This window comes from Corynebacterium callunae (assembly GCF_046592015.1).
Classification (GTDB): Bacteria; Actinomycetota; Actinomycetes; order Mycobacteriales; family Mycobacteriaceae; genus Corynebacterium; species Corynebacterium callunae_A.
The window spans coordinates 73,305-98,999 of sequence record NZ_JAWVOB010000008.1 but is presented as its reverse complement, the minus strand read 5'-3'; the positions used below and the strand labels follow the sequence as shown (position 1 = coordinate 98,999).

The following is a 25,695-nucleotide window of genomic DNA, read 5'->3' as shown; positions in this document are numbered from 1 at the left end:
ACCTACCCCCATTCCTAGCCCAATCTGACGCGAGTAAGCCAGACCACAAAAGTGCTAAACATTCCTCAGATAATTATATTTGCGCAGTTAGAAGCAGTTTTAGCAAGAATTTCTATAGAGAGATTCAAAAATGAACTCGGGGGTACTCCACTTCCAGGTCACTCTGCTCATTTGACTATGAGCTTAGACACGTTCAACTTCCCCATCCCCTAAAAACTCGCGCCCCGCCGGGGTGCGGTGGGCCTGAGTGGAGGACGGCGTCGAGAAGCATGGTTGTGAATTTAATTCCCGGGCAGCTCTTGACAGACCAAGCAGTCTAGGGTTTGGTGGGAAACGCAATCGGTTCACCTTTGATCCTCTCCCTGGAGCCCCGGATGATGAGGAACGCGCACAGCGCGGTAGGTGGGACGACCTCGATATTTGGATGAGGAAACACCCGGGGCAGCTTTCTGCACACCCGGCTATCTCCCCTACCCAATTTCGGGAAAGTCCCCAGGGATTGCCGTGCGTCCTAGCCGGGATCCGCACGTTCGGCTCAAGCAGAAAGTCTGATTTCATGACTTCCAATTTTTCCTCCACCGTCGCCGGCCTTCCCCGCATTGGGGCTAAGCGTGAGCTCAAGTTCGCCCTCGAAGGCTTTTGGAATGGCACCACTGATGGTCGCGCCCTCGCGCAGACCGCCCGCCAGCTGGTCAACTCCGCATCCGATTCCCTCTCCGAGCTAGATTCGGTGCCTTTTGCGGGACGTTCCTACTACGACGCCATGCTCGACACCGCCGCTATTTTGGGTGTGCTACCTGCACGTTTTGATTCCATCCCAGACCATGAAAATGATGGCCTGCCACTGTGGATTGATCGTTATTTTGCCGCTGCTCGCGGTACCGCAGACCAGCCTGCACAGGCTATGACCAAGTGGTTTGATACCAACTACCACTACCTGGTCCCCGAATTGGCTGCCGATACTCGTTTTGTGCTGGATGCTTCCCACCTCATTGAGGATCTGCACTGCCAGCAGGTGCGTGGCGTGAATGCCCGCCCCGTGCTCATCGGCCCACTGACCTTCCTCTCCCTTTCCCGCACCACCGATGGTTCTGATCCGCTGGATCATCTGCCTGCACTTTTTGAGGTCTACGGCCGTTTGCTGCAGTCCTTGGAATCCGAGTGGGTGCAAATTGATGAGCCCGCGCTGGTCACCGACCTCTCCCCTGAGCTGCTGGCCCAGGTTCGCGCTGGTTATGCCACTTTGGCCAAGCGCGAAGGCCTATTTGTGAACACCTATTTTGGCTCCGGTGACCGCGCGCTGGAAACCCTCGCTGGTATTGGCCTGGGCGCCATCGGCGTTGACCTTGTCACCCACGGCATCACCGCGTTGGAGGCTTGGAAAGGCGAAGAACTCCTGGTAGCAGGCATTGTTGACGGCCGTAATGTGTGGCGCACCGATCTTTGCGCTGCCTTTGCCAACCTCAAGCGCCTGGCTGCCCGCGGCCCGATCGCCGTGTCCACCTCCTGCTCCCTGCTCCACGTCCCCTATTCCCTTGACGCCGAGCCCACCATCGACCCTGAGGTGCGCGAATGGCTCGCCTTCGGCGCCGAGAAGATCCGCGAGGTTGCGCTGCTCGCGCAGGCACTGGCAGGAAATATCGATACCGCAGCATTTGATGCCGCCTCCCTCGCCCTCGCTTCTCGACGCACCTCTGCCCGTACTGCGGCCAGCACTCAGGAGCTGCCAGGTAGGAAGCGTGGCAGCTTTGCCACCCGTGTGGCATTGCAGGAAGAAGCACTGCAGCTGCCAGCACTGCCCACCACCACCATCGGTTCCTTCCCGCAGACCCCATCCATCCGCTCTGCGCGTGCGCGTCTGCGCTCCGGCGCTTTGAGCCAGGCTGAGTATGAGCAGGCAATGCGCGATGAGATCGCATTGGTGATCAACAAGCAAGAGGAACTCGGCCTGGACGTTTTGGTTCACGGTGAACCAGAACGCAATGACATGGTGCAGTACTTCGCCGAATTGCTCGACGGGTTCCTGGTAACCGCCAACGGCTGGGTGCAAAGTTATGGCTCCCGCTGTGTGCGTCCGCCAGTGCTCTTTGGCAATGTCTCCCGCCCAGCACCAATGACTGTGTCCTGGTTTGAGTACGCCCAAAGCCTGACTAAGAAGCATGTCAAAGGCATGCTCACTGGTCCAGTAACCATTCTGGCCTGGTCTTTTGTGCGTGATGATCAGCCTCTGGCCCAGACTGCCGATCAGGTGGCATTGGCCCTGCGCGATGAGATCGCCGATCTGATTGCCGCTGGCGCCAAGATTATCCAGGTGGATGAGCCTGCAATCCGCGAGCTTTTGCCACTGCGCGAAGCCGACAAGCCCGCCTATTTGCAGTGGTCAGTGGACTCCTTCCGCTTGGCTACCGCAGGCGCGCCCGATGACATTCAGATCCACACCCACATGTGCTATTCCGAATTCAACGAGGTGATCTCCTCCGTGATCGCACTGGATGCCGATGTGACCACCATTGAGGCAGCCCGGTCGGATATGCAGGTGCTTTCCGCACTGAAATCCTCCGGCTTTGAGCTCGGTGTGGGACCAGGTGTGTGGGATATTCACTCCCCACGCGTTCCTGCTCTGGCCGAAGTTTCTGGCCTTTTGGACGCAGCGTTGGAGTCTGTTTCCCCACGTCAGCTCTGGGTTAACCCAGACTGTGGCCTCAAGACCCGCGGTTGGCCTGAGGTTGAGGCCGCCCTTAAGGTTTTGGTGGCTGCTGCTGAAAAGGCTCGTGCTGAATTGGGTGCTGGGCTGGGCTCTTAGGGCGCCGGGCTGTGCTCGGTGCTGAGCCGGGTGCGGCGCAGGGTCCCGCTATTTAAATTGGCTCACTGCTAAGAAACCGCAGATGAGGGGCAAGAGTGTTACTGAGATAGCCAAAGCCATGGCTACTTCAAAGGACACCGTGCCCACACCCATTTGCATCACCGCGCCCAAGGCTGCAGCTCCTAACACCGCACCTACCTGCCGGGAAGTGTTATAAAAACCAGAGGCTGAACCAACCAGATCTGCTGTCACATCCCGCAGTGCAATTGCTGAATTGGGCGCAAAGCTCATGGCGGTGGCAATGCCGAAAAATACGACGGGGATCAGCAGCCACCCAGGGGACGTGTCTTGGAACATCATGACTGCAAAAAGTGCCATGGATAAAATGAGCGATCCAAATCCAAGTTTGGAAATGGTTCCAGGCGCTACCTTATCCACTACTCTGCCGATCAGTGGTGACATAATCACCGAAATCACGCCCATTGGAACCAGGAATAGTCCCGCTACCTGCGAGGATAGTCCTTGAGCTGTTTGTAGATAGAGCATGATGGGCAGATTTACGGAATACACCGTGAAGCCCAGGCTAAATACTGCAAAAGCACCAATGGAGAAATTCCGGGTTTCAAAAAGGCGCAGAGGCATCAAAGGCGCGTGGGAATGGCCTTGCATCCAGACAAAGAGCGCGGCAGCTGCGATGCCAACGAGCAAGCTAATCCAAATCCACAGACTCCAGCCCAGTTCTGGGCCTTGTTGGAGCGCGACTACCAGGCCAAGCACTGCTACTAAAGATACAAATCCGGATAGCAGATCAATCTTGGCGGTGCCGGTGGGCAGCTTAGGAACATACCTTGCCACCATAAGGATGGAAATAATTCCGAGGGGAACATAAACCCAAAAGACCGCGCGCCAGCTAATCCAGCCCACCAACACTCCGCCAATTACGGGGCCAAAAAGTCCAGCGGAAGAAGCCACCGCGCTCCACACGCCGGTGGCTGCTCCCCTGCGATCATGGGCAAAAATGCGGTGAATTATGCTCAAGGGTTGAGGGTTAAGCAAAGATCCACCCAAGCCTTGAATGGCACGCGCCAGGATAAGCAGCTCAATAGTTGGGGCAAAAGCGCAGGCCAGTGCAGCTGCGGTAAAGAGGATCATGCCCGCGAGATAAACATTGCGCTGGCCAAAACGATCGCCGAGCCTGCCGGTTATCAACAGCGGAACGGCAAAGGTTAGCAGGTAAACGGCCGAAACCCAGACAGCTTGGTTAAGCGATGCGTTCAGATCTTCCTGAATTCTGGGCAATGCCACCGCAACGAGGGATTGGTCCAGGAGCGTTAGGAATAGGCCGACGCTAAGGGCACCTAGGGCTTTCCATGCTCTATTTTCTGCAACTGGGGTGCTCACTATTATTCAGCCTCCCCGGTTTTGTCTGCTTTGGGGGCTTTGGCGGCTGGCTTGATGGTGGCGGTGGGCAGGGTTTCGCGCCCGAATAGCCACACCACTGCAGCGATGATGCTGATCAGCCCACTGAGCACAAAGCCTGCTTGGAAGCCTACTTCTGCAGCGATCATGCCAATGAGCACTGGCCCAATAATTGCACCAAAATCCTGTGCCATTTGGAAGTTAGCCAGGACCTTGCCGCCGGGACGAGAATCAATCACATCGGCCAACACTGCTTGCTGGCTGGGGTTTAGAAGTCCGGCGCCAGCGCCAGCCAGCGCAGAAATTACAATGAGCAACCAGGTTTCTTGACCAAATCCGAGTGCTGCGGTGAAAATGCCGTTGATGATAAGGCCAGCGACGATGAGCGGTTTGCGGCCAACGCGATCTGAAAAATCTCCTGCGAATTGCAGGCACAGTGCATTTCCAGCAGCAAAGGCGGCCATGGAAAATCCTGCTACCGCTGCCCCATTGCTAAAGTACGCAGAGGCAAAAAGTGGCAGCGTAGCAACCCTAATGCCAAAGTTTGACCAACCGTTGGCAAAGGCGCCCACCAGCGCTGAACGATAAGCGGAATCCTTAATTGCCTCTGCAAAACCCAAAGGCTGTTGGATAGCTGCATCGGTCTTTTTCAAGGCAGCATTTGTTTTAGGCATACGCCACCACACTACGAGCGCAGCCAGACCTACAGAGGCGCCATAAATAGCAAAAGGCCAACGCATTCCGAGTGCTGAAAGCCCCGCACCTACTACTGGTCCGATGATATTTCCAAAGAGGAAAGCACTGGCATAAACCGAAGAACAGCGCCCACGGATTTTTACCGGCGCCATTTTTACAATGAGCCCCATCGCAGAGACAGTAAACATGGTCGAACCAATGCCCGCGATGCCACGGAGCAGGACAATTTGCCAATATTCCTGTGCCAATGCCACCAGTCCGGTGGTTATGGCAACAGTTAACAGGCCGGTGAGATAGACCCGGCGGCTACCCAATTTGTCGATGAGTCGTCCAGACATGGGCGCAAAAAGAAGGCGAGCGCCGGCAAACACCGACACCACCGCACTAGCTGCTGCCAGACTGACATCAAAAGTGACTACAAACTGCGGCAACATCGGAGCAATAAGCCCATAACCTAGGGCAATGATGAAGGCAGCGACCACCAAGACCCAGATCTGCTCCGGGATCTTAGGCTTGGATTCAGGTTGCGTATTAAGGTGAGACATATCGAAAGACAAGGCTAGCCCTAGCCTCAACTTTTAGCCAGCTGACCAGTATTTTAGAAGTTTACTAGAATGGACGTTCGATTACTTTTCGAATACATGTCCGCCCCCACTCTTATACTCACAGCCATGATCTCACACCTTAACCGCACCCTTTCCTCCATCATCTCCCCCAAGCGTTATGCCGAGCACCTCATCGAGGTTTTCCCAGACACCCTGCGTGATATTCACTCAATGATGCGCCATCCACGTTCCCTCGCCCGAGCCATACCAACTTGGCGACCACCAACCCTCGCCCTGCCTACCCTGGCCGGTCACGACCAGCTCACACTCACCCTCTCCCGCCACCGCGCAGGCTCCGCCGCCCGCCAGATTGTCAAAGATGCAGGCGCCACCCGCGAACCCGCGTACCTCATCACCGCGCGCATCAGTAGCCCCGAGGGCTACAAGGTTTCCTCCAAGCTGGCAGAAGGCTGGATCCGTGCGCTGCTCAACAACGCAGGTACGCACAGCGTCCATGAGCTTGTCGACGAACCAACGCCCACCTTTTGTTGGTTGGTGGACGCAGATTTCCAACCCGTTTATTCCCCGGCGTCGCTTTTCCAACACGCCCCACACGCAGCATAAAAAATGCGTCCTGCATAAAAACAGGACGCATTAGGGATGAAACGTGAGGAGCTAAAGACTACTTCCGGTCTTCCTCGTCCTCATCATCTGAATCATCAGAATCGTCTTCGTCATCTTCATCGAAGTCGTCGTCATCCTCGTCGTTTTCGTCCTCATCCTCTGCGATGGAATCATCAACGAAAAGATCATAGACATCTGGTTCATCAAACTCTTCCTCATCAAAAGGAACAAGCTGAGCTTCCCAGTCCTCTGCCTGATCATCAGCCAGGGACAGGATGTCGAAGAGACGATCGAAGTCGGTAAAAGTGCCCAGATCCAGCACTTCATCGGTGGCAAACTCTAGCTCAGAGGTGAGATCAGCAAACATCCGCTGGCGATCTTCTTCTGAAAGAACCGCATCACCATCGGCCTCCCACAGCTCTTCGATAGCCTGGTCAACCAAGTCTTCGAAGGACTCTCCAATAGCAATAAAGTTCACGGTTGCAGTGGGAACACCATCTTCAACCTCTACAAGCACCTGCAGTTCAGAGTTTTGACCAACTTCTGCACGCACCAGATTTGCATTAAGCGAATCCTGGAAGAACTCCAAGTCCTGGATGCGCTCATCAGTTCCTTCAAGGAGGTCTCTCAGCACGGTGACTACCTGGTCAGTGGCAACGTGCTTAGCAACAGCAGCAACAGCATCCTCAACTGAGAAAACCACCGAAACTAAAACGGCCTCAAACTCTTCATCGTCCTCATCAACATTTGCTGCTGCAATATAAACATTGGCAGCAGGCAGAAGGGAGTCGATCTCCACAAACTGGATCTCCAAGTCAGCGGTGATCGGAACGAACATAGTGTCGCCGTTTACTCGCGACTCGATACCATCACTATCGAGCCCAGCTGCGATGTCCTCGAAAAAGCTCATGTTCTGATGACCTTCCATCTGGTTTGTGCTGGGGACGTCCCCTCAGACACTGTCGCCTAGCCTAGCGCTCACAAGGAAACTGTGCCTAGCAATTCACACCCATCAAAGAGAATCTTCATTTAGGTAGCAAAATTTTATCGACTTCCGAACATCTGCATCAAACCCAGCCACCTTAGCTGCGGTTCTTCCTCTGATTCCTCAACCTCAATGAAGTCAAGTTCATCTGCTAGATCAGGCCTACCTGTTCCCCACTCCAACATGTCATAGTTCTCCCATGCCAAACGTTTTTCTTGGCGCGGGTCCCAGGCAATCCGAGAATTTCGATCAATAATAAAAGTACCGCGCGCAGGCTCTTGATCAGTACCCCCTCGATAGGGAGTCCACGAACTTCCGGGCTTTCCGTTATAGATAAATTCTTTCCAATGGCGCTGAACCAAGGTCGTAATTTCCACCAAGTCATCCATACCGCCTCCAATTTTGGCCAAGCTCATGGATCGCGAAGATTCGTGGTCACCAAACACAGCATTGAGTTCAAAAGAGTGGATCGCACCCAAACCTAATTTGCGCATGGAATCTGGGGCGTAATCAAAGCGGTACATCCAGGTTGGTTCATCGCTTAAGGCGTGGCATTGAGCCAATCTGATGGAAGGCGCCCAAAAGAGGGCGTCGGCAAGCAAATCGGCAAAGTCTGCCCGTGATTCTGCTCCGTCGTAGGCCTCCACCACTGCCGGGGCATGATCTGGGTCAAAAACCTTCAGCATCCGCAAAGCTGCTCGACGACGAGCTGAGCTGCGCAGATAAAACGCCTTAGTAAAAGAAGTTTCGCCATCATTGGTACCAATTATCAACGGAATACGCATTTGGAGACCCTTCTCAAACATGCTCAATGGATGATCAGGCAAAAGCGATCCATCAACTGTGGGCCCGTAACAAGAATTAAGCTGCAATAACTCGCCTGAGCGCCACATCATCGACTGCCCGGCGCGCACCAAATCTGCAGCGTCCTCTTGTCGAAGTTCTTGCAAGCTGGTCTCCCGCGGCAACGCCATCCGATAGATCAGTTCGCGGGCCCAGAATTTTGATTGCACAGTGGAGTGCACTGAGGCCACCGGAGCTGATTGGGCGATAGCGCGGTGGAAAAGCCCATGAGCTGCAGGCACACACATCAAAGTAACTACGGCAGCAGCGCCTGCAGACTCGCCCATCAAGGTCACATTGGAGGGATCGCCACCAAAGGCAGCGATGTTCTTTTGGACCCAGCGCAGCGCTAGGAGCTGATCGTGCAGCGCGGGATTTGCCACACAGTCCTCCCCCACGGAACGTAGGTCGAGATAACCGAGTGCACCGAGACGGAAATTCACTGCCACATAGACCACGTTCATATTCCGCACGAGGTCGTATCCGCGCAGTGCCTTTTCGCTGGAGGAACCCATGATGTAGGAACCACCGTGGAGGTAGACCACCACGGGTAATTGCTCAGTGGAATCTGGGCGCACAACATCAAGGTTGAGGCAGTCTTCGGAGCCACGCACCTTATCGGTCCAGGAATAGGTGGGCTGTACTGCAACCTCGCCAAATACCGAACAATCGCGAATGCCCTCCCACTTCTTTGCGGGACGTGGCGCGCGGAAACGATATTTGCCGCCTGTGTTTCTGCCATAGGGAATGCCTCGCCACGTTTTGAGGCCAGGACCTTTAACACCTTTAACTAAACCGGTTTCGGTGGGAACGATCATCTCATCCGCCAACGCTGAACCATTCATAATCCCCAGGCTAGGCCTGAATTCTAGAGCTGGCAATGAATTTAGCTGGGAATTCCCTCCTGTGTTCCAGGCGATGACCCTGAGGGTAAATAGTTATACTTCACTTTTATGACCCTTAATCTTGCTGAAAATGGCCCCATCGCAGTTGGCGATACTTTTACCTTTGAATACGTCGTTCCATCCAACAAGGCAGTGCCAGATCTTTATCCTGAATCTGAGCTCTTCTCGGCGATGCCTCGAGTTTTTGCCACTGGCTTCTTTGTCGGTCTTATTGAATGGGCCTGCATGGAACATCTCAAGGATTCCATCCCTGATGACAACACCATAAGTCTCGGCGTGGGCATTAATGTCTCCCATGATGCTCCAGCTACTGAAGGCGCAACCCTCGAGGTCAAGGTTGAGGTAGTTGGCGTCGGAAAGCGCTCTGTTGAGTGGAAGGTGCTTGTCACCGCCGGTGACACCGTGCAAGGCGCCGGCACGCATAAGCGGGCCTTAGTTTCCCGCGAGCAATTTGTGTCCCATGCAAACAACCTTGCCTCCCAATTTGGTGCGAATGAGCTAAAAGAAAACGCCAAATAGTCCGCTTAGAAACGCTAATTATCAAGCGCAGATAGGGATTTCTTCGAAGAAGTCTTGGAATACGTATAAAGTTGCTCTCATGGTAAACCGCGTCGACAGAGACACCACCCTGTGCATCTCACTTGCAGCTCGCCCCTCCAACCATGGAGTTCGCTTTCACAACTGGCTTTATGCCGAACTAGGTCTGAACTTCCTCTATAAGGCTGTGGCTCCAGCTGATATCACCGCAGCAGTCGCCGGAATCCGCGGCCTAAACATCCGCGGAGCTGGCGTTTCCATGCCTTATAAGAGCGATGTCATCCCGCTTATCGACACCCTCGATCCTTCAGCCGCACGTATCCGTTCGGTCAACACCATCGTCAACAATGATGGCCACCTCACCGGATACAACACTGACTACACCGCGGTCTATCAATTGTTGGAAAAGCACAACGTTGATCCTTCCACACCAGTTGCCATTAAGGGCTCTGGTGGAATGGCCAATGCAGTTGTGGCGGCTTTGGCTGATTTTGGTCTACACGGAACTGTGGTTGCTCGCAATCATGAAACCGGCGCTGCGCTGGCATCTCGTTATAATTGGGACTACTCCACCACGGTTCCGGAAACTGCACGTCTCCTGGTCAATGTCACGCCAATGGGAATGAACGGCCCTGACGCTGATGTTGTAGCTTTTAGCGAGGATGAAGTTTCCCGCGCCGACGTGATTTTTGATTGTGTCGCATTCCCTGTTGAGACCCCACTTATTAAGTTGGCTCGATTCTTGGGCAAAGCAACGATTGATGGCGGAGAGGTAGCGGCACTACAAGCTGCCGAGCAGTTCCACTTGTACACCGGAGTCCGCCCTACCGAAGAGCAAATTTTTGCAGCGGAGGAGTTCTCCAAGTAAACCAGCCCATGCACTAGGAGGTACTGATATGTCTGAATCCAAGATCATGACCGATGCCCTCGGATCCGATCCCAAGACTCTCGAAGAAAACGCCGGTTTCGGCGGAAAATACCTCATCGCAGCACTGGATAAAGCTGTAGATATGCAAACCAGCGCCATTGAGGGATATGTCAACTGGTTGCGTAAGCAAAATCCCAATGCCAACCCCGCCGAGATTCAGGTGCTCATTGATAAGCACTTTATGCGCCTAGCCACTGGTTCCGGCGCAGGTGTAGGAGTCGCTGCTGCAATTCCTGGCATTGGTTTTGTTACCGGCGCTTTGGCAGTTGGTGCCGAATCCCTAGTGTTTTTGGATGCTGCAGCTTTTTACACCATGGCTTCGGCGCATCTGCGTGGCATTGATATCAAGCATTCAGAGCGTCGCCGTGCCTTGGTTTTGGTAGTTCTCCTCGGTGCCTCCGGCACTGCCATTGTGGACACCGTTGTGGGCGATATTACTAAGTCTTCCAAGGCGCCAGGCATTGCCATTTCACGCTTGGGCGTCGGAAATCTCCTGGAAGTAAATAGCCGCTTGCTTAAGTTCGGAATAAACCGTATTGGCAAGCAGTTCCGTAAAGCATGGATTGGAAAGATCCTGCCTTTGGGTGTGGGCGCAGTTTTGGGAACCATGGCAAACCGCAAGATGGCCAAGAAGACCATCGGCAACGCCTATGATTCCCTCGGCCCTGTTCCATCCAGCTTCTAAGCCCTCCCAGCTTCTAGGCCGTTTTTAACCGCGCCGTCGTTGCTGTGATCGCTGCGAATTCCAACGAAAGGACCTTCCCTCACCTGTAGTTCCCCCCTTTTTGAAAGGTACCTATTTGAGCACCCCCGCCAAACCCGCCACCTCAGCCGCCCCGACGAACCCTATTAGGTCCAACGGCTCCACCAGCTCCCCCAACCGCATCCAACAATTAGTGAGGGTGGCGTGGGAACGGCCCTGGCTGAGCTCGCTGACAATCATCACAGCGATTGCAGCAACCCTCTTTGAACTCACCATCCCCTTGCTCACCGGCGGTGCCATTGATATCGCCTTAGGAAACGCTGGCGATACCCTCACCACCACTCTGGTTGAGCGGTGGACACCCAGCAGCATGAGCATCCTCGCAGGTGTCATCACTTTAATTATTGTGCTGGCATTGTTGCGCTATGCCAGCCAATTTGGACGCCGCTACACCGCGGGAAAACTCAGCATCGGTGTGCAACACGATATCCGGCTGCACACCATGCGCTCGCTGCAGCGCTTGGATGGACCGGGCCAAGATAATATTCGCACCGGCCAGGTAGTTAGCCGTTCCATTTCGGATATCAACATGGTGCAAGGGCTTGTTGCCATGCTGCCCATGCTCATCGGAAATATCCTCAAATTGGTGCTTACGTTAGCACTCATGCTGGCTATTTCCCCACCGTTGACCATCATTGCTGCGGTGTTGGTGCCGCTCTTGCTGTGGGCGGTAGCACTTTCCCGGCGGGCGCTTTTTGCCTCGACTTGGTCCGCCCAACAAAAGGCTGCAGACTTGACCACCCATGTGGAAGAGACTGTCACCGGCATCCGTGTGGTGAAGGCCTTTGCCCAAGAAGAACGCGAAGTTGAGCAGCTAGAACACACCGCAAAAGAGCTTTTTGCACAGCGCATGCGCACTGCGCGGCTGACTGCTCGTTTTATCCCAATGGTGGAACAGCTCCCCCAGATCGCCTTAGTTATCAACATTGTTGCCGGCGGTTATTTGGCCATGACCGGCCACATCACCGTGGGCACCTTTGTGGCTTTTTCCGCCTACCTCACCAGCCTCTCGGCAGTGGCGCGTTCCCTATCTGGAATGCTCATGCGTATTCAGCTGGCTTTGTCCTCGGTGGAAAGAATCTTTGAGGTCATCGATCTCAAACCCAGCCACAGCGATCCAGAAAAACCCCTTGCTCTCCCCGAGGGGCCACTTGGGCTGTCCTTCCAGCACGTGGACTTTGACGGCGTACTCAATGGCTTTGACATAGATATCAAACCGGGTGAAACCACTGTGCTGGTAGGCCCTGCGGGTTCAGGCAAAACCATGGCGGTGCAATTGGCAGGTGGGTTCTATCAGCCAGATGCTGGCCAGATCGCTTTTACCCACGCCACCGACACCTTCCCCTTTAGCCAACTCACCGACGCCCAAATCCGCGAAAACCTCATTGCCGTTTTTGATGAGCCTTTCCTCTACTCGGCTTCAATTCGAGAGAATATTGCCATGGGTATGGATGCCAGTGATGAGCAGATTGAACATGCAGCCCAACTAGCCCAAGCCCATGAGTTCATTTCCAAATTGCCCAATGGCTATGGCGAAGTAGTTGGCGAACGCGGCCTCACGCTCTCCGGCGGTCAGCGCCAGCGCATTGCCCTAGCCCGCGCATTCCTGGCACATCCGCGTGTCCTGGTACTTGATGACGCCACCTCTGCTATCGACGCTTCCACCGAGGACCGCATCTTCGAGGCGCTAAGAAAAGAACTGGCTGATGTCACCATCTTCATCATGGCGCACCGCCACTCCACCCTTGAGCTCGCGGATCGCGTGGGCCTGGTGGAACATGGAAAGCTCACCGCCTATGACACCCTGGAAAACATCAGCCACAACCCGCGCTTTTCTCACCTCATGGCCATGGGCTTTGAAGAAGAATGCGAAGCTGAGTTTGAACTAGATGATGAATCCTCCCTCCCCGCCCAAGCGCAGCTGTGGCCTGAGGTAAAAACCGAAAAGCAGTACCGCATTCTGCAACCCACCGGAGGCGGTGGTGGCGGACGTGGCGGTGGACGTGCCATGTCCGTGCCGGCAACTCCAGAGCTGCTTGCGCAAATCGAGGCACTGCCACCTGCAACGGAACAACCCCAAGTGGATACCGAACGGCTGCGCAATAGCACCCACGGCTTTAAATTGCTCAACCTTTTTAAGCAGGTCCGCTGGCTAATCACCGGAGTTATCGCGCTGCTCTTGGTTGGTGTGGCTGCCGATCTAGCCTTCCCAACCCTGATGCGCAAAGCCATCGACAACGGCGTCCAAGCTCAAGACACCGCTACCCTGTGGGTCATTGCCATCATTGGTGCCATCGTGGTGCTGATTTCTTGGGCAGCTGCGGTAATTAACACGATTATCACTGCGCGCACCGGCGAAAGGCTGCTTTTTGGCCTGCGTCTGCGTTCCTTTGTGCACCTTTTGCGCCTATCCATGGACTATTTTGAGCGCACCATGTCTGGTCGCATCATGACGCGCATGACCACTGACATCGACAACCTCTCCTCCTTCCTCCAAACGGGACTAGCTCAAACTGTTGTTTCCGTGGGCACGCTCATCGGCGTGGTTGCCATGTTGGCCTTGACCGATCTCAGCTTGGCCTTGGCAGCGCTCTCGGTTGTCCCCCTCATCGTGATTTTGACGCTGATTTTCCGACACTTCAGCTCCCGCCTTTATACCGCGGCACGCGAGCAATCCAGCCAGGTCAATGCGGTTTTCCACGAGTCCATCGCAGGTTTGCGCACCGCACAGATGCACCGCATGGAACACCAAGTTAATGCCAACTACGCTGCCGAAGCCGATAAATATCGCCGTCTGCGCGTGAAGTCCCAGACTGCCATCGCCATCTACTTCCCCGGGTTGAGTGCCATCTCAGAAATCGCCCAGGCCGGAGTGCTGGGCTTCGGTGCCGTTCAGGTTGCCCGTGGAGACATCACCACCGGAGTTTTGGTGGCATTTGTGCTGTATATGGGCCTGATGTTTGGTCCTATCCAACAGCTCAGCCAAATCTTCGATTCCTATCAGCAAGCCGCGGTCGGTTTCCGTCGCATCACCGAACTGCTGGCCACTGAGCCCAGCGTCCCCGACGCCGGCACCCAAAGTGGCGCCGCCGAGGCAGCCACCAAAAAGATTGAGCTTGTCGACGTCACCTTTGGCTACCTTGACACCCCAATTCTGCGCAATGTTTCAGCTGCTTTTGAGCCCGGTTCTACTGTCGCGATTGTGGGACCTACCGGCGCTGGAAAATCGACCGTCGTAAAACTCATCTCCCGACTCTATGACCCAAACGAGGGTAGCGTATGTGCGGGCGACTTAGACATCACAAAGTTCCCCCTAAGTGAGTGGCGGCGCACAATTGGCCACGTTCCGCAGGAGGCCTATCTCTTCAGTGGGACCATCGCGGAGAATATTGCCTACGGCGACAAGCAGGCGTCGAAAAGCGTTATTGAGGCAGCAGCCCGCAGGGTGGGTGCCCTCAACGCCATCGCTGCCATCCCGGATGGCTTTAATCACCAGGTTGGTGAGCGCGGCCGCAACCTCTCCTCCGGCCAGCGGCAGCTGATTGCGCTGGCCCGTGCGGAATTAATTGAACCGGAAATTATGTTGCTAGATGAAGCTACGTCGACACTCGATCCTGCAACCGAGATGGTGATTTTGAATGCCTCTGAAAGGGTGACCCAAGGACGCACCAGTGTCATCGTTGCGCACCGCTTGGCAACCGCAAGTAGGGCCGACCGTATCCTCGTAGTTGATCATGGACGTATCATCGAAGATGGATCTCACGAGACGCTGCTGTCTGCCGGAGGTACCTACGCCCGCATGTGGCAATTAATTGGTTAACAGGTTATTTTAATGGGAACTGTCAACAAGTTAGTGCTACAACTAGGGTGCTAGGCCTGTGTGCCAACAAACAGCGTTACAGTAGATAAAAACAAGCTCAATAAAACCCTCAACAAGCAAGGAAAAGAGGCGAGTACCTGCCGTGAGCAGCGCTAGTACTTTCGGCCAGAATGCGTGGCTGGTAGACGAGATGTTCCAGCAGTTCCAAAAGGACCCACAGTCCGTGGACAAGGAATGGAGAGATCTATTCGAGGCTCAGGGGGCACCCAACGCTACCCCCGTTGCCGCAGAAGCAAAGAAATCAGCACCAGCTGAATCTGCGCCTGCTGCAAAGCCTGCTGCCAAGACCGCTCAGAAGCCAGCAGAAAAGCCTGCCACCAAGGCAGCACCTACTGAAGCCACCAAACAGGCCACCCCGAAGGCCGCCCCAAAGGCCAAGGAGTCTCCTTTGTCCAAGCAACAATCTCTACCTGAACCAGGCGAATTCCCAATCAGGGGAATCTTTAAGTCCATTGCCAAGAACATGGACATCTCCCTCGAGGTTCCAACTGCAACCTCCGTGCGCGATATGCCTGCACGCCTGATGTTCGAAAACCGTGCCATGATCAACGATCAGCTCAAGCGCACCCGCGGTGGCAAGATCTCCTTCACCCACATCATTGGCTACGCCATGGTGAAGGCAGTTATGGCCCACCCGGACATGAACAACTCTTATGACGTCATCGACGGCAAGCCCACCCTGATCGTGCCTGAGCACATCAACCTCGGCCTCGCCATCGACCTCACCCAGAAGGATGGCTCCCGCGCACTCGTCGTAGCAGCCATCAAGGAAACCGAGAAGATGAACTTCTCCGAGTTCCTTGCAGCTTATGAGGACATCGTTTCTCGCTCCCGCCAGGGCAAGCTGACCATGAACGACTACCAGGGTGTTACCGTCTCCTTGACCAACCCAGGTGGCATCGGCACCCGCCACTCCGTTCCTCGCCTGACCAAGGGCCAGGGCACCATCATCGGTGTGGGCTCCATGGATTACCCAGCAGAGTTCCAGGGCGCTTCCGAGGATCGTCTGGCAGAGCTCGGCGTAGGCAAGCTCGTTACCATCACCTCCACCTATGACCACCGCGTCATCCAGGGTGCAGTTTCCGGTGAATTCCTGCGCACCATGTCTCGTCTGCTTACCGACGACGCTTTCTGGGATGAGATCTTCGCTTCCCTCAACGTTCCTTACACCCCAATGCGCTGGGCACAGGACCAACCAAACACCGGTGTTGATAAGAACACCCGCGTTATGCAGCTGATTGAGGCTTACCGTTCCCGTGGCCACCTGATCGCTGACACCAACCCACTTGCATGGGTACAGCCAGGTATGCCAGTTCCAGATCACCGCGACCTGGACATCGAAACCCACGGCCTGACCATCTGGGATCTGGACCGTACCTTCAACGTTGGCGGTTTTGGTGGCAAGGAGACCATGACCCTGCGCGAGGTGCTTTCCCGCCTGCGCGCTGCTTACACCCTCAAGGTTGGCTCCGAGTACACCCACATTCTCGACCGCGATGAGCGCACCTGGCTGCAGGACCGTCTCGAGGCCGGAATGCCAAAGCCAACCCAGGCTGAGCAGAAGTACATCCTGCAGAAGCTCAACGCTGCTGAGGCTTTTGAAAACTTCCTGCAGACCAAGTACGTCGGCCAGAAGCGCTTCTCCCTCGAGGGCGCAGAATCCCTCATCCCACTGATGGATGCTGCCATTGACACCGCCGCAGGCCAGGGCCTCGACGAGGTTGTCATCGGTATGCCTCACCGTGGTCGCCTCAACGTCCTCTTCAATATTGTGGGCAAGCCATTAGCTTCCATCTTCAATGAATTTGAAGGCCAGATGGAGCAGGGTCAGATCGGTGGCTCCGGCGACGTGAAGTACCACCTCGGTTCCGAGGGACAGCACCTGCAGATGTTCGGCGACGGCGAGATCAAGGTTTCCCTCACTGCTAACCCATCTCACCTCGAAGCTGTTAACCCAGTCATGGAAGGTATCGTCCGCGCAAAGCAGGACTACCTGGACAAGGGTGTCGAGGGCAAGACCGTTGTGCCACTGTTGCTGCACGGCGACGCCGCATTTGCTGGTCTGGGCATCGTTCCAGAAACCATCAACCTGGCTAAGCTGCGCGGTTACGATGTCGGAGGCACCATCCACATCGTGGTCAACAACCAGATCGGCTTCACCACCACCCCAGATTCTGGCCGTTCCATGCACTACGCAACCGACTACGCTAAGGCATTCGGCTGCCCAGTGTTCCACGTCAATGGCGATGACCCAGAGGCAGTTGTATGGGTTGGCCAGCTGGCTACCGAATACCGCCGTCGCTTCGGCAAGGACGTCTTCATCGACCTCGTCTGCTACCGCCTGCGTGGACACAACGAAGCTGATGATCCTTCCGTTACCCAGCCAAAGATGTACGAGCTCATCACCGGTCGCGAGACCGTGCGTGCTCAGTACACCGAGGATCTGCTCGGCCGTGGCGAGCTTTCCGCTGAGGATGCAGAAGCAGTTGTCCGCGACTTCCACGACCAGATGGAATCTGTTTTCAACGAGGTCAAGGACGCTGGCAAGAAGCAGCCACAGGAACAGTCCGGCATCACCGGCTCCCAGGAGCTGCCACACGGTCTGAACACCAACATCTCCCGCGAAGAGCTGCTGGAACTCGGCCAGGCATACGCCAACACCCCAGATGGCTTCACCTACCACTCCCGCGTGGCACCAGTTGCTAAGAAGCGCACCAAGTCCGTCACCGAAGGTGGCATCGACTGGGCATGGGGCGAGCTCCTCGCTTTCGGCTCCTTGGCTAACTCCGGCAAGCTTGTGCGCCTTGCAGGTGAGGATACCCGCCGCGGTACCTTCACCCAGCGCCACGCTGTTGCCTTCGATCCCAACACCGGAGCTGAATTCAACCCACTGCACGAGTTGGCTCAGTCCAACGGCGAGGGCAAGTTCCTTGTATACAACTCCGCTTTGACCGAGTACGCGGGCATGGGCTTCGAGTACGGCTACTCCGTGGGCAATGAGGATGCAGTTGTTGCTTGGGAAGCTCAGTTCGGTGACTTCGCCAACGGTGCGCAGACCATCATCGATGAGTACATCTCCTCCGGTGAAGCTAAGTGGGGCCAAACCTCCAAGCTGATCCTGCTGCTGCCTCACGGCTACGAGGGCCAGGGCCCTGACCACTCCTCTGCTCGTATCGAGCGTTTCCTCCAGCTCTGCGCTGAAGGTTCCATGACTGTGGCTCAGCCTTCCACCCCTGCAAACCACTTCCACCTGCTGCGTCGCCATGCACTGTCCGATCTGAAGCGCCCATTGGTTGTCTTCACTCCTAAGTCCATGCTGCGCAACAAGGCTGCAGTGTCTGCTCCAGAAGACTTCACTGAGACCACCAAGTTCCAGTCAGTCATCGACGATCCAAACGTGGCAGACGCTTCCAAGGTCAAGAAGATCATGCTGGTTTCCGGCAAGCTCTACTGGGATCTGGCAAAGCGCAAGGAACAGGACGGCCGCGAGGACGTTGCGATTGTTCGCATCGAAATGCTGCACCCAATTCCTTTCAACCGCCTTTCCGAGGCTTTCGCCGGCTACCCCAACGCCGAAGAAATTCTCTTCGTTCAGGACGAGCCAGCCAACCAGGGTCCATGGCCTTTCTACAACGAGTACCTGCGTGCCCTGATTCCGGATCTGCTGCCTATGCGTCGCGTTTCCCGCCGCGCACAGTCTTCCACTGCAACCGGTATCGCCAAAGTTCACCAGCTGGAAGAGAAGAAGCTTATCGACGATGCCTTCCGCATCTAAGCTTTTAAGCTCTAGCTAGCACAAAGGGTCTGGCCCACTCCCTACGGGGAGTGGGCCAGACCCTTTTATTGCGGTTTTTAAAAACCTTTAGATCTCAAGAATTCTAGGGAACTCTCCGTCATGGACAAGACATTTGCGGATTCCTCAATCAAGGTGTGGAGATCATTGGTGGTAATCGCACCGCTGACAATATTGAGCACATCGCGATCTTTACGCGGCAGATTGGGTTTGCGATAAATCGGCACAATATTTTGTGGCAACTCCGTGGACTCCGCACAACCCAAGGCATTGGAAGGATCTGTTGCTGCGAGTGAGGTGGGCAAACTTCCCTGCAGGGCATCATAGACCTTTTCGCGCCACTCCCCTGAGTTCTTATCCTCGGCGCTTTGCTTTGCGTAATCGGCAGCTAAACTCTGTGCCAATTCGGGGTTGTAATACTCCAAAATCTCACCCGCACAGCCCACCACAATATCGGTGGAGCCAGCGCGGAGATCATTAAGTTGGGTGTCTATGCCACCTTCGCTAATTTGAATTGAAGTTGCACGCCCGCGATCATCGAGGGCTGTTTCATAGAGATTGGCTAGTACCAGACTCTCGGTGCTGCCCTTTGCCACCAAGATCTGCAAATAGCTGACTTCACCCAATGGCACTGGGGGTTTTGGCTCCTCTTGTTGCAGAGTGCATGCACTTAAAGCAGCCCCCAAACTCAGCACAAGTGCGGTAGCTAAAGCCTTCTTCCCCAGTTTTTCCATACCTGTCAGCTTAACTTAAGCCTTAAATTCCGCTGACTTGCGTGCGATCATGTCACGTGCTTCAGGGGCACGCTGTGGGGAGCAGATGACATCATAACGACCAGCCACAATTTGGGTGGAGGAGGTGAAATCGCGCTTGCCACGAGTAGCTGCATAAGGAACCGCCACGCCAACGGTGCCAAAAATAATGCCCATGAATAGACCAATGGCCAGGGAAGATACCCAGTCACCCGACATGAGCGCCAGCACGGAGCCAAAGAACACACCCAACCAAGCACCAGAGGCAGCGCCACCAGCAATCACTCGGCCCCAGGTCAAGCGACCGGTGACGCGTTCAACTTCCATCAGGTCCACACCAACGATGGTGAGTTCGCTGACCGGAAAGTCATTATCACTTAAATAATCAACGGCTGCTTGGGCTTCGGAATAAGTTTGGAAGCTGCCTACCGGCCAGCCTTCGGGGCGAGTTTTTTGCAGTATTAATGCCTTGTTGTCTGGGTTTTGTGTAGCCATATTTGATATCTCTTTCATATTCTCTAATAGCAGTTTTTCAACTCTATATAGACAACGGCTACACCAGCCAAAACGTTCCCCTAAGATGGGAACACATGAGTGGAATCACCCGATTATACGCAGGCCGCCTCGCCGGGATGGTGGTACGTGGACCAGATACTGATGCCATTGGTCGCGTGCGCGATGTCGTGGTCATCATCCGCCCGCATGGTCAAGACTCCCGTGCCCTCGGCATCGTGGTGGAAATGATCAACAATAAACGCCGAATTTTTGTACCAATGCTGCGCATTGCCTCAATCGAACCCAAGGACATCACTCTGATCACCGGCTCAGTATCCCTGCGTGCTTTCCGTCCGCGCACTGGTGAACTGCAGATCATTGGCGATATTATCGGCGCCAAGGTGCATACCGACGACCCGGAGTTTGAGAAGCTGCACGGTCGCGCCGTCGAGATCGCCGATGTGGAACTTGAGCTTTCACGCACCAAGGACTGGATTATCACCCGCGTCGCTGTTTTTGGCGAGCGCCCCAAGTTCGGACGTCGCCCCGTGCTGCACACGGTGCCCTGGTACCACGTCCACGGCATCACCGCAGGTGGTGTCGGTGAGTCCAATGACACCGCTGAACTCATCGCAGGGTTTGAGGATATGAGGCCTGCGGACGTCGCAAAGCAGCTTTATGACCTGCCCACCGCGCAGCGCACGGAGGTCACCGAGGAGCTTGACGACGAAAAACTGGCGGATATCCTGCAGGAACTTTCCGAAGACCGCCAGGCTGAGTTGATTGAGCAGCTTGATATTGAGCGCGCCGCGGATATTTTGGAGGAGATGGATCCTGATGACGCCGCCGACTTGCTCGGTGAATTGCCGCATGACAAGGCCGATGTGCTGCTTGATTTGATGGATCCGGAGGAATCCGCGCCGGTGCGTCGTTTGATGCACTTCTCCCCTGATACGGTGGGTGCGCTGATGACCCCGGAGCCTTTGATTATGGATCCATCAACCACGGTGGCTGAGGCTTTGGCAATGGCGCGCAATCCCGATCTGCCGACCTCGCTGGCCTCGTTGATTTTTGTGGTGCGCCCGCCCACAGCAACCCCCACCGGAAAGTATTTGGGCTGTGTTCACCTGCAAAAACTGCTGCGTGAACCACCTTCCAGCCTCATCGGTGGCATCCTGGATCCAGATCTGCCTCCGCTTTATGCCAATGACTCCCAGGAGACCGCGGCTCGGTTTTTTGCCACCTATAACCTTGTCTGCGGACCAGTTCTTGATGCCAATGGCCACCTCTTGGGCGCCGTTGCCGTTGATGACTTGCTAGACCATCTGCTTCCTGAGGACTGGCGTGATGCTGGTCTACGTCCGGGAGAGGAGCCCATCCATGGCTGATTATTACCGTTCCGAGCTGGATACACCCCGCGTTGCATCCCGCAAAAAGTTCAAATTTGATGACGATGCCATCGGCGCCTATGCCGAAAATATCGCCCGCTTTTTTGGCACTGGCCAGTACCTTTTTTGGCAAACCATCTTTGTGATTGTGTGGATTGCCCTTAATATCGGCGGCTGGGCATGGAGCTGGGATAACTATCCTTTTATCCTGCTTAACCTGGCCTTTTCCACGCAGGCAGCCTATGCAGCTCCGCTGATTTTGTTGGCCCAAAACCGCCAAGAAGACCGCGATAAACATACAATCTTGGCTGATCGACGTCGCGCGGAAGAAACCAAAGCTGATACCGAGTTCCTTACTCGTGAGCTTGCAGGTGTGCGTTTGGCTTTGGGCGAAACCGTCACCCGTGACTATTTGCGCCATGAGCTAGATGATTTGCGCAACTTATTGGAACGTATTGAAGCCAAGTTGGACGATGAGGCAGCTGCTCGTATTGCGGCTCAACATGAAGCCATGGGATCTGGGGCCAATGATCTTTCCGACCCCACCCAGGGTGATGTAGCCAATAATTTTAGGGACTAACCAAGCCGAGTACTACTATCAATAGGTGATGTCTCAAGTAACCGAATCCGCTGTCCGCAGCGCGCTATCCCGCGTAGAGGATCCAGAGATCGGTAAGCCCATCACAGAGCTGGGTATGGTCAAATCTGTGGCCATCGACGGTTCTGATGTTCAGGTGGAGGTCTACCTGACCATTGCGGCTTGCCCGATGAAAACCACCATCGTCACCAATACCGAAGCAGCCCTTAAAGATATGCCCGGCATTGGCAAGGTGCAGGTTAGCACCGACGTAATGAGCGATGAACAGCGCCGTGAACTGCGCGTTTCCCTGCGTGGTGAGACCTCGGAGCCAGTTATTCCTTTCGCCCAACCAGGTTCCACCACCCGCGTTTATGCCGTTGCCTCCGGTAAAGGTGGCGTTGGTAAATCTTCTATGACAGTGAACCTGGCAGCAGCGCTTGCCAAGAAGGGCCTTTCCGTTGGCATCCTCGATGCTGATATCTATGGCCACTCCGTTCCTGGCATGTTGGGTTCTGATCAGCGCCCCCAGCAGGTTGATGACATGATCATGCCACCCCAGGCGCATGGCGTGAAGATGATCTCCATCGCGCACTTCACCGAGGGCAATGCTCCGGTTGTTTGGCGTGGACCTATGCTGCACCGCGCTATCCAGCAATTCCTCACTGATGTGTTCTGGGGCGACCTGGACATTTTGCTCCTGGACCTGCCACCTGGAACTGGCGATATTGCCATCACCGTGGCGCAGCTTATTCCCAATGCAGAGCTGCTTATTGTCACCACTCCACAGGCAGCTGCAGCGGAGGTAGCAGAACGCGCTGGCACCATCTCTGTGCAGACCAACCAGAAGGTGGCCGGTGTTATTGAAAATATGTCTGCCATGGTGATGCCCGATGGCTCCACCATGGATGTCTTTGGCTCCGGTGGCGGACAAAAGGTTGCCGATAGGCTCACTGCCATCACCGGCGAAGATGTGAAGGTCATCGGCTCTGTGCCGCTGGATCCGCACCTGCGCATTGGCGGCGACGTAGGAAATCCCATTGCAATTTCCGAGCCCACCTCCCCCACTGCAATTGCTATCAACCAGATTGCAGATCATCTATCTAAGCGCAAGGTCTCCATCGTTGGCAAGACCCTCGGACTAGGCGTTAAGTAAGCCTTTAGCAAATCCCCGCGCTAGCAAAAGAAATCCCTGTGCACTCTTTGTGCACAGGGATTTTGGCTAAAGAATGTCTGTCCAGGACACCCCGCCGGAATAATTCGGGCCTTGTTTAGGCTGACTTTCCTGAGAATCGGGGCGATCAACCACCGTGGCATTATTCGCCGGAGTCTCATTATTTCTTTGAGCTTGGCCTTCAGTATCGGAAGCCATGATTTTCTTGGGGTCAAAGGCATCCAAAGCCGAGTTGTCGCCGTCGAAAAGCGCTTTGGTTAAAGCAGTTTTGGGGCTCATGCGGCTATATTGCGCCACTTGGCTCAGCGGTTTGCGGATCTCATCAAATTCCGATCCGAAATCATCATCCAAGGTCTTCTTGGCATTATCAATTGCCGTGCGCGCAGCCAAAATTGCAGCACGTACATCTTGGATAACGCGAGGGAGGCGTTCAGGGCCAATAACTACCAAGCCAACCACTACAAGCAGGAAGATTTCTCCCCAGCCGACGCTTGAAAACATCAGACCTGTCTTTCACTCAAGGATAAAAATTTAGCGGCCCTGAGTGCGACGAACCGCACGAACCACGGACTCAACTTTAGCTACAAAAGATTCGGGGCGCTGCATTGCCAGGTTTTCCGCACCTGGCCCCGGAGCGCATTCATTTGCCAAGCTCGCCAGCTTAGCTTTGAGGTCCATCGGTGCAGAAACCTCTGGACGCCGACATTCAGTGCGCAAATACTCCACTGTTCTGCGCTGCCGGTTAATTTCTTCCCGGCACTCTGCACAGTGAATTATGTGGCGACGCGCGCGATGCATGGCACCTGCGGAAAGTTCATTATCCACAAACATGGCTGCGGCATCTGCAGAAAGGTGCTCGACAGAAGAAAACTCTTTATGGTGCTGCTTGAGCTTCTTAGTTTTCTCTTGCAGCTTGCCGGTAGCTTCCTTAACTTCACGGCTGGCCGTTGCCTTTACCGAGCCAAAAGCCAAAGGCTGAAGCCTCTTTGCTGCTTTTGCCTTCAATCGCGAGTCTTGGAGATTCCCGGTGGTTTCGGAGTTATTCATCTTTTCCGATTACCTCCTGCTTCTCATGTGAATTCTGCGTTGTTTTTAAGTCATTATCTAACTTTTCAACGCCTCTACTTCTAACTTAGTTCCCCACCATAGGTGAGAAACTAATGAGTAGGTACCAGGAGGGAAACTTCTTCATTGGTCAAAGCTGCAGCTTCAAGGCTGGCACGCAGATGGCTCCTACCACGGTGAATTCGGGAACGAACAGTACCCATCTTCACACCGAGGGTCTCTGCAATCTCGTCATAGCTCATGCCCACAACATCACACAGCACCACTGCAACACGGAAATCCGGGCTCAATTCATCCAGAGCCTTCTGCAGGGCGGGATCCAAGTTGGCCACGCTATAAGCCTGTTCAGGGGTCATATCGTTGCCCGGAACGCGCTCATAATCTTCTGGCAGGGCCTCCATGCGAATCTTGCCGCGGTGGCGCACCATATCGAGGAAGAGGTTGGTGGTAATGCGGTGGAGCCAGCCCTCAAAGGTGCCAGGCTGGTAGCTCTTCAAAGACCTAAACACACGCATGAAGGTTTCTTGGGTAAGGTCTTCGGCGTCATGTTGATTGCCCGAAAGCCTAAAAGCAAGACGATAAACACTGTCAGCATGTTCTGCGACAAGTTCACCCCAGGTAGGCATTTCTGCCTGCCCCGCATCAAAAGCTGCAGTTCCTGTTAGTTCCTCTGCGGTATCCGCAGGGGCAGGGTCGATCTCAGCACGTGTAAAATCGCGGGACTTCTTTTTCATAAAGACCATCTTGCCCTAGTGAACTTGGGAAATCTAGATGACAACCTGTGCATCTTCTGCCAATTATGAGCCTTGATCAAATTGCCTTAATAAAACCGCGTGTAAAATCCAGGTCTTAACCCATATTAGGCCTAAACTAGGCGACGTGAGTAATGCTTTCGAGTTCCTTCGCAACTATGTCGAGTCCACTACAGAGATCGACCCAGCCGTCGCCCGCGCTCGTGAAGATGCTGCCGAGTTTAGCCTCCCTACCCCAGATGAGATGACTGGCCAGCTCCTCTCCACCCTCGCCGCCACCACCAATAGTGACGGTTCCACCGGTGCGATCGCCATCACCCCAGCAGCTGGATTGGTTGGCCTCTACATCCTCCGCGGACTCCGCGAAGGCTCCACTCTAACCTGCATTGATCCCGAATCCGAGCATCAGCGCCAGGCCAAAACCCTCTTCCGCGAAGCCGGCTACTCCACCAGCCGCGTCCGCTTCCTACTCTCCCGTCCCCTCGACGTGATGAGCCGCTTGGCCAATAACAGCTATCAGCTCGTCTTCGCCCAAGTATCCCCCATGGATCTCAAGGCGCTTTTCGACGCAGCCTGGCCCCTACTTCGACAAGGTGGCACGTTGGTACTGGCCGACGCGCTCCTGGACGGCACCATCACCGATGAAACCCGTAAGGACCGCGACACCGTCGCAGCCCGCGAGGCCGATGAATATATCCGCAGCTTTGAAGGTGCATTGATTACCCGCCTCCCATTGGGTGCCGGCTTAACGCTTGTAACCAAGAAATAAAA

Annotated in this window: 20 protein-coding genes; 11 read left to right on the top strand and 9 right to left on the bottom strand. The window is 54.9% G+C overall.

What is annotated here, in order from left to right; genetic code table 11:
- Positions 1-556: 556 nt before the first annotated feature.
- On the top strand, positions 557-2,803 hold the full coding sequence (gene metE / locus SFC07_RS10020) for a 5-methyltetrahydropteroyltriglutamate--homocysteine S-methyltransferase (RefSeq protein WP_411208117.1): 2,247 nt from the start codon (positions 557-559) through the stop codon (positions 2,801-2,803).
- Positions 2,804-2,851: 48 nt separating this feature from the next.
- Here the strand turns inward: metE and SFC07_RS10015 are convergent, their stop codons facing one another.
- The gene (locus tag SFC07_RS10015) at positions 2,852-4,204 is read right to left on the bottom strand and encodes a DHA2 family efflux MFS transporter permease subunit (protein ID WP_411208116.1); all 1,353 of its coding nucleotides are present in this window, start codon (positions 4,202-4,204) and stop codon (positions 2,852-2,854) included.
- Positions 4,205-4,206: 2 nt separating this feature from the next.
- Positions 4,207-5,463 (bottom strand): MFS transporter, encoded by a 1,257-nt coding sequence (locus SFC07_RS10010; protein ID WP_411208114.1) that lies wholly within the window; start codon positions 5,461-5,463, stop codon positions 4,207-4,209.
- A gap of 126 nt (positions 5,464-5,589) precedes the next feature.
- Here SFC07_RS10010 and SFC07_RS10005 point away from each other — a divergent pair, with 126 nt between their 5' ends.
- Positions 5,590-6,087, top strand: coding sequence for a hypothetical protein (locus SFC07_RS10005; RefSeq protein WP_411208113.1), 498 nt, complete (start codon positions 5,590-5,592; stop codon positions 6,085-6,087).
- Between the two features lie 58 nt (positions 6,088-6,145).
- On the opposite strand, the gene SFC07_RS10000 is transcribed toward SFC07_RS10005, so the two are convergent.
- Together SFC07_RS10000 and SFC07_RS09995 are read right to left on the bottom strand one after the other, a co-directional pair.
- Positions 6,146-6,997 carry a hypothetical protein gene (locus SFC07_RS10000; protein ID WP_411208111.1) on the bottom strand — a complete coding sequence of 284 codons (852 nt, stop codon included), beginning with the start codon at positions 6,995-6,997 and terminating at the stop codon, positions 6,146-6,148.
- Between the two features lie 134 nt (positions 6,998-7,131).
- Complete coding sequence (locus tag SFC07_RS09995; protein ID WP_411208110.1) at positions 7,132-8,760, bottom strand: carboxylesterase/lipase family protein; 1,629 nt, start codon at positions 8,758-8,760, stop codon at positions 7,132-7,134.
- Between the two features lie 108 nt (positions 8,761-8,868).
- Between SFC07_RS09995 and SFC07_RS09990 the strand changes: the two genes are divergently transcribed.
- The 5 genes from SFC07_RS09990 to SFC07_RS09970 all read left to right on the top strand — a co-directional run bounded on the left by SFC07_RS09990 (position 8,869) and on the right by SFC07_RS09970 (position 18,703).
- Positions 8,869-9,339, top strand: a complete 471-nt coding sequence (locus SFC07_RS09990; RefSeq protein ID WP_411208109.1) for a thioesterase family protein — start codon at positions 8,869-8,871, stop codon at positions 9,337-9,339.
- A 79-nt stretch (positions 9,340-9,418) separates the two neighbouring features.
- Entirely contained in the window at positions 9,419-10,225 is an 807-nt protein-coding gene (locus tag SFC07_RS09985) for a shikimate 5-dehydrogenase (RefSeq protein ID WP_411208108.1), read from the top strand.
- 28 nt (positions 10,226-10,253) lie between these two features.
- A complete protein-coding gene (locus SFC07_RS09980; protein ID WP_411208107.1) occupies positions 10,254-10,970 on the top strand; it encodes a hypothetical protein in 717 nt (238 codons plus the stop codon).
- A gap of 163 nt (positions 10,971-11,133) precedes the next feature.
- Positions 11,134-14,868 (top strand): ABC transporter ATP-binding protein, encoded by a 3,735-nt coding sequence (locus SFC07_RS09975; RefSeq protein WP_411208149.1) that lies wholly within the window; start codon positions 11,134-11,136, stop codon positions 14,866-14,868.
- Between the two features lie 142 nt (positions 14,869-15,010).
- A complete protein-coding gene (locus SFC07_RS09970) occupies positions 15,011-18,703 on the top strand; it encodes a multifunctional oxoglutarate decarboxylase/oxoglutarate dehydrogenase thiamine pyrophosphate-binding subunit/dihydrolipoyllysine-residue succinyltransferase subunit (protein WP_411208106.1) in 3,693 nt (1,230 codons plus the stop codon).
- A 77-nt stretch (positions 18,704-18,780) separates the two neighbouring features.
- Here the strand turns inward: SFC07_RS09970 and SFC07_RS09965 are convergent, their stop codons facing one another.
- Positions 18,781-19,353: a hypothetical protein gene (locus SFC07_RS09965; RefSeq protein ID WP_411208105.1), complete on the bottom strand. Its 573-nt coding sequence runs from the start codon at positions 19,351-19,353 to the stop codon at positions 18,781-18,783.
- Between the two features lie 117 nt (positions 19,354-19,470).
- Complete coding sequence (locus SFC07_RS09960; protein WP_411208104.1) at positions 19,471-19,968, bottom strand: general stress protein; 498 nt, start codon at positions 19,966-19,968, stop codon at positions 19,471-19,473.
- A 95-nt stretch (positions 19,969-20,063) separates the two neighbouring features.
- Here SFC07_RS09960 and SFC07_RS09955 point away from each other — a divergent pair, with 95 nt between their 5' ends.
- The 3 genes from SFC07_RS09955 to SFC07_RS09945 are packed head-to-tail and all read left to right on the top strand — an operon-like array spanning position 20,064 to position 23,089.
- On the top strand, positions 20,064-21,356 hold the full coding sequence (locus SFC07_RS09955; protein ID WP_411208103.1) for a magnesium transporter MgtE N-terminal domain-containing protein: 1,293 nt from the start codon (positions 20,064-20,066) through the stop codon (positions 21,354-21,356).
- On the top strand, positions 21,349-21,936 hold the full coding sequence (locus SFC07_RS09950) for a DUF1003 domain-containing protein (protein WP_411208102.1): 588 nt from the start codon (positions 21,349-21,351) through the stop codon (positions 21,934-21,936). The genes SFC07_RS09955 and SFC07_RS09950 overlap by 8 nt, the downstream gene beginning before the upstream one ends.
- Before the next feature lie 28 nt (positions 21,937-21,964).
- Complete coding sequence (locus SFC07_RS09945; RefSeq protein ID WP_411208101.1) at positions 21,965-23,089, top strand: Mrp/NBP35 family ATP-binding protein; 1,125 nt, start codon at positions 21,965-21,967, stop codon at positions 23,087-23,089.
- A 66-nt stretch (positions 23,090-23,155) separates the two neighbouring features.
- Here the strand turns inward: SFC07_RS09945 and tatB are convergent, their stop codons facing one another.
- The 3 genes from tatB to sigE all read right to left on the bottom strand — a co-directional run bounded on the left by tatB (position 23,156) and on the right by sigE (position 24,906).
- A complete protein-coding gene (tatB, locus tag SFC07_RS09940) occupies positions 23,156-23,608 on the bottom strand; it encodes a Sec-independent protein translocase subunit TatB (RefSeq protein ID WP_411208100.1) in 453 nt (150 codons plus the stop codon).
- A 30-nt stretch (positions 23,609-23,638) separates the two neighbouring features.
- Positions 23,639-24,154, bottom strand: a complete 516-nt coding sequence (locus SFC07_RS09935) for an anti-sigma factor family protein (RefSeq protein WP_411208099.1) — start codon at positions 24,152-24,154, stop codon at positions 23,639-23,641.
- A 110-nt stretch (positions 24,155-24,264) separates the two neighbouring features.
- Complete coding sequence (gene sigE / locus SFC07_RS09930; protein WP_411208098.1) at positions 24,265-24,906, bottom strand: RNA polymerase sigma factor SigE; 642 nt, start codon at positions 24,904-24,906, stop codon at positions 24,265-24,267.
- Between the two features lie 145 nt (positions 24,907-25,051).
- Between sigE and SFC07_RS09925 the strand changes: the two genes are divergently transcribed.
- The gene (locus SFC07_RS09925; RefSeq protein WP_411208097.1) at positions 25,052-25,693 is read left to right on the top strand and encodes an O-methyltransferase; all 642 of its coding nucleotides are present in this window, start codon (positions 25,052-25,054) and stop codon (positions 25,691-25,693) included.
- The last annotated feature ends 2 nt before the right edge of the window (positions 25,694-25,695 follow it).

Bases quoted from the DNA above. Each gene is read 5' to 3' on its own strand.
- SFC07_RS09985 (WP_411208108.1), top strand. From the start codon at position 9,419: ATGGTAAACCGCGTCGACAGAGACACCACCCTGTGCATCTCACTTGCA.
- sigE (WP_411208098.1), bottom strand. From the start codon at position 24,906: ATGAAAAAGAAGTCCCGCGATTTTACACGTGCTGAGATCGACCCTGCC.
- SFC07_RS09950 (WP_411208102.1), top strand. From the start codon at position 21,349: ATGGCTGATTATTACCGTTCCGAGCTGGATACACCCCGCGTTGCATCC.
- SFC07_RS09990 (WP_411208109.1), top strand. From the start codon at position 8,869: ATGACCCTTAATCTTGCTGAAAATGGCCCCATCGCAGTTGGCGATACT.
- SFC07_RS10010 (WP_411208114.1), bottom strand. From the start codon at position 5,463: ATGTCTCACCTTAATACGCAACCTGAATCCAAGCCTAAGATCCCGGAG.
- SFC07_RS10005 (WP_411208113.1), top strand. From the start codon at position 5,590: ATGATCTCACACCTTAACCGCACCCTTTCCTCCATCATCTCCCCCAAG.
- SFC07_RS10000 (WP_411208111.1), bottom strand. From the start codon at position 6,997: ATGAGCTTTTTCGAGGACATCGCAGCTGGGCTCGATAGTGATGGTATC.
- SFC07_RS09960 (WP_411208104.1), bottom strand. From the start codon at position 19,968: ATGGCTACACAAAACCCAGACAACAAGGCATTAATACTGCAAAAAACT.
- SFC07_RS09980 (WP_411208107.1), top strand. From the start codon at position 10,254: ATGTCTGAATCCAAGATCATGACCGATGCCCTCGGATCCGATCCCAAG.
- SFC07_RS09935 (WP_411208099.1), bottom strand. From the start codon at position 24,154: ATGAATAACTCCGAAACCACCGGGAATCTCCAAGACTCGCGATTGAAG.
- metE (WP_411208117.1), top strand. From the start codon at position 557: ATGACTTCCAATTTTTCCTCCACCGTCGCCGGCCTTCCCCGCATTGGG.
- tatB (WP_411208100.1), bottom strand. From the start codon at position 23,608: ATGTTTTCAAGCGTCGGCTGGGGAGAAATCTTCCTGCTTGTAGTGGTT.
- SFC07_RS09995 (WP_411208110.1), bottom strand. From the start codon at position 8,760: ATGAATGGTTCAGCGTTGGCGGATGAGATGATCGTTCCCACCGAAACC.
- SFC07_RS09945 (WP_411208101.1), top strand. From the start codon at position 21,965: ATGTCTCAAGTAACCGAATCCGCTGTCCGCAGCGCGCTATCCCGCGTA.
- SFC07_RS09955 (WP_411208103.1), top strand. From the start codon at position 20,064: ATGAGTGGAATCACCCGATTATACGCAGGCCGCCTCGCCGGGATGGTG.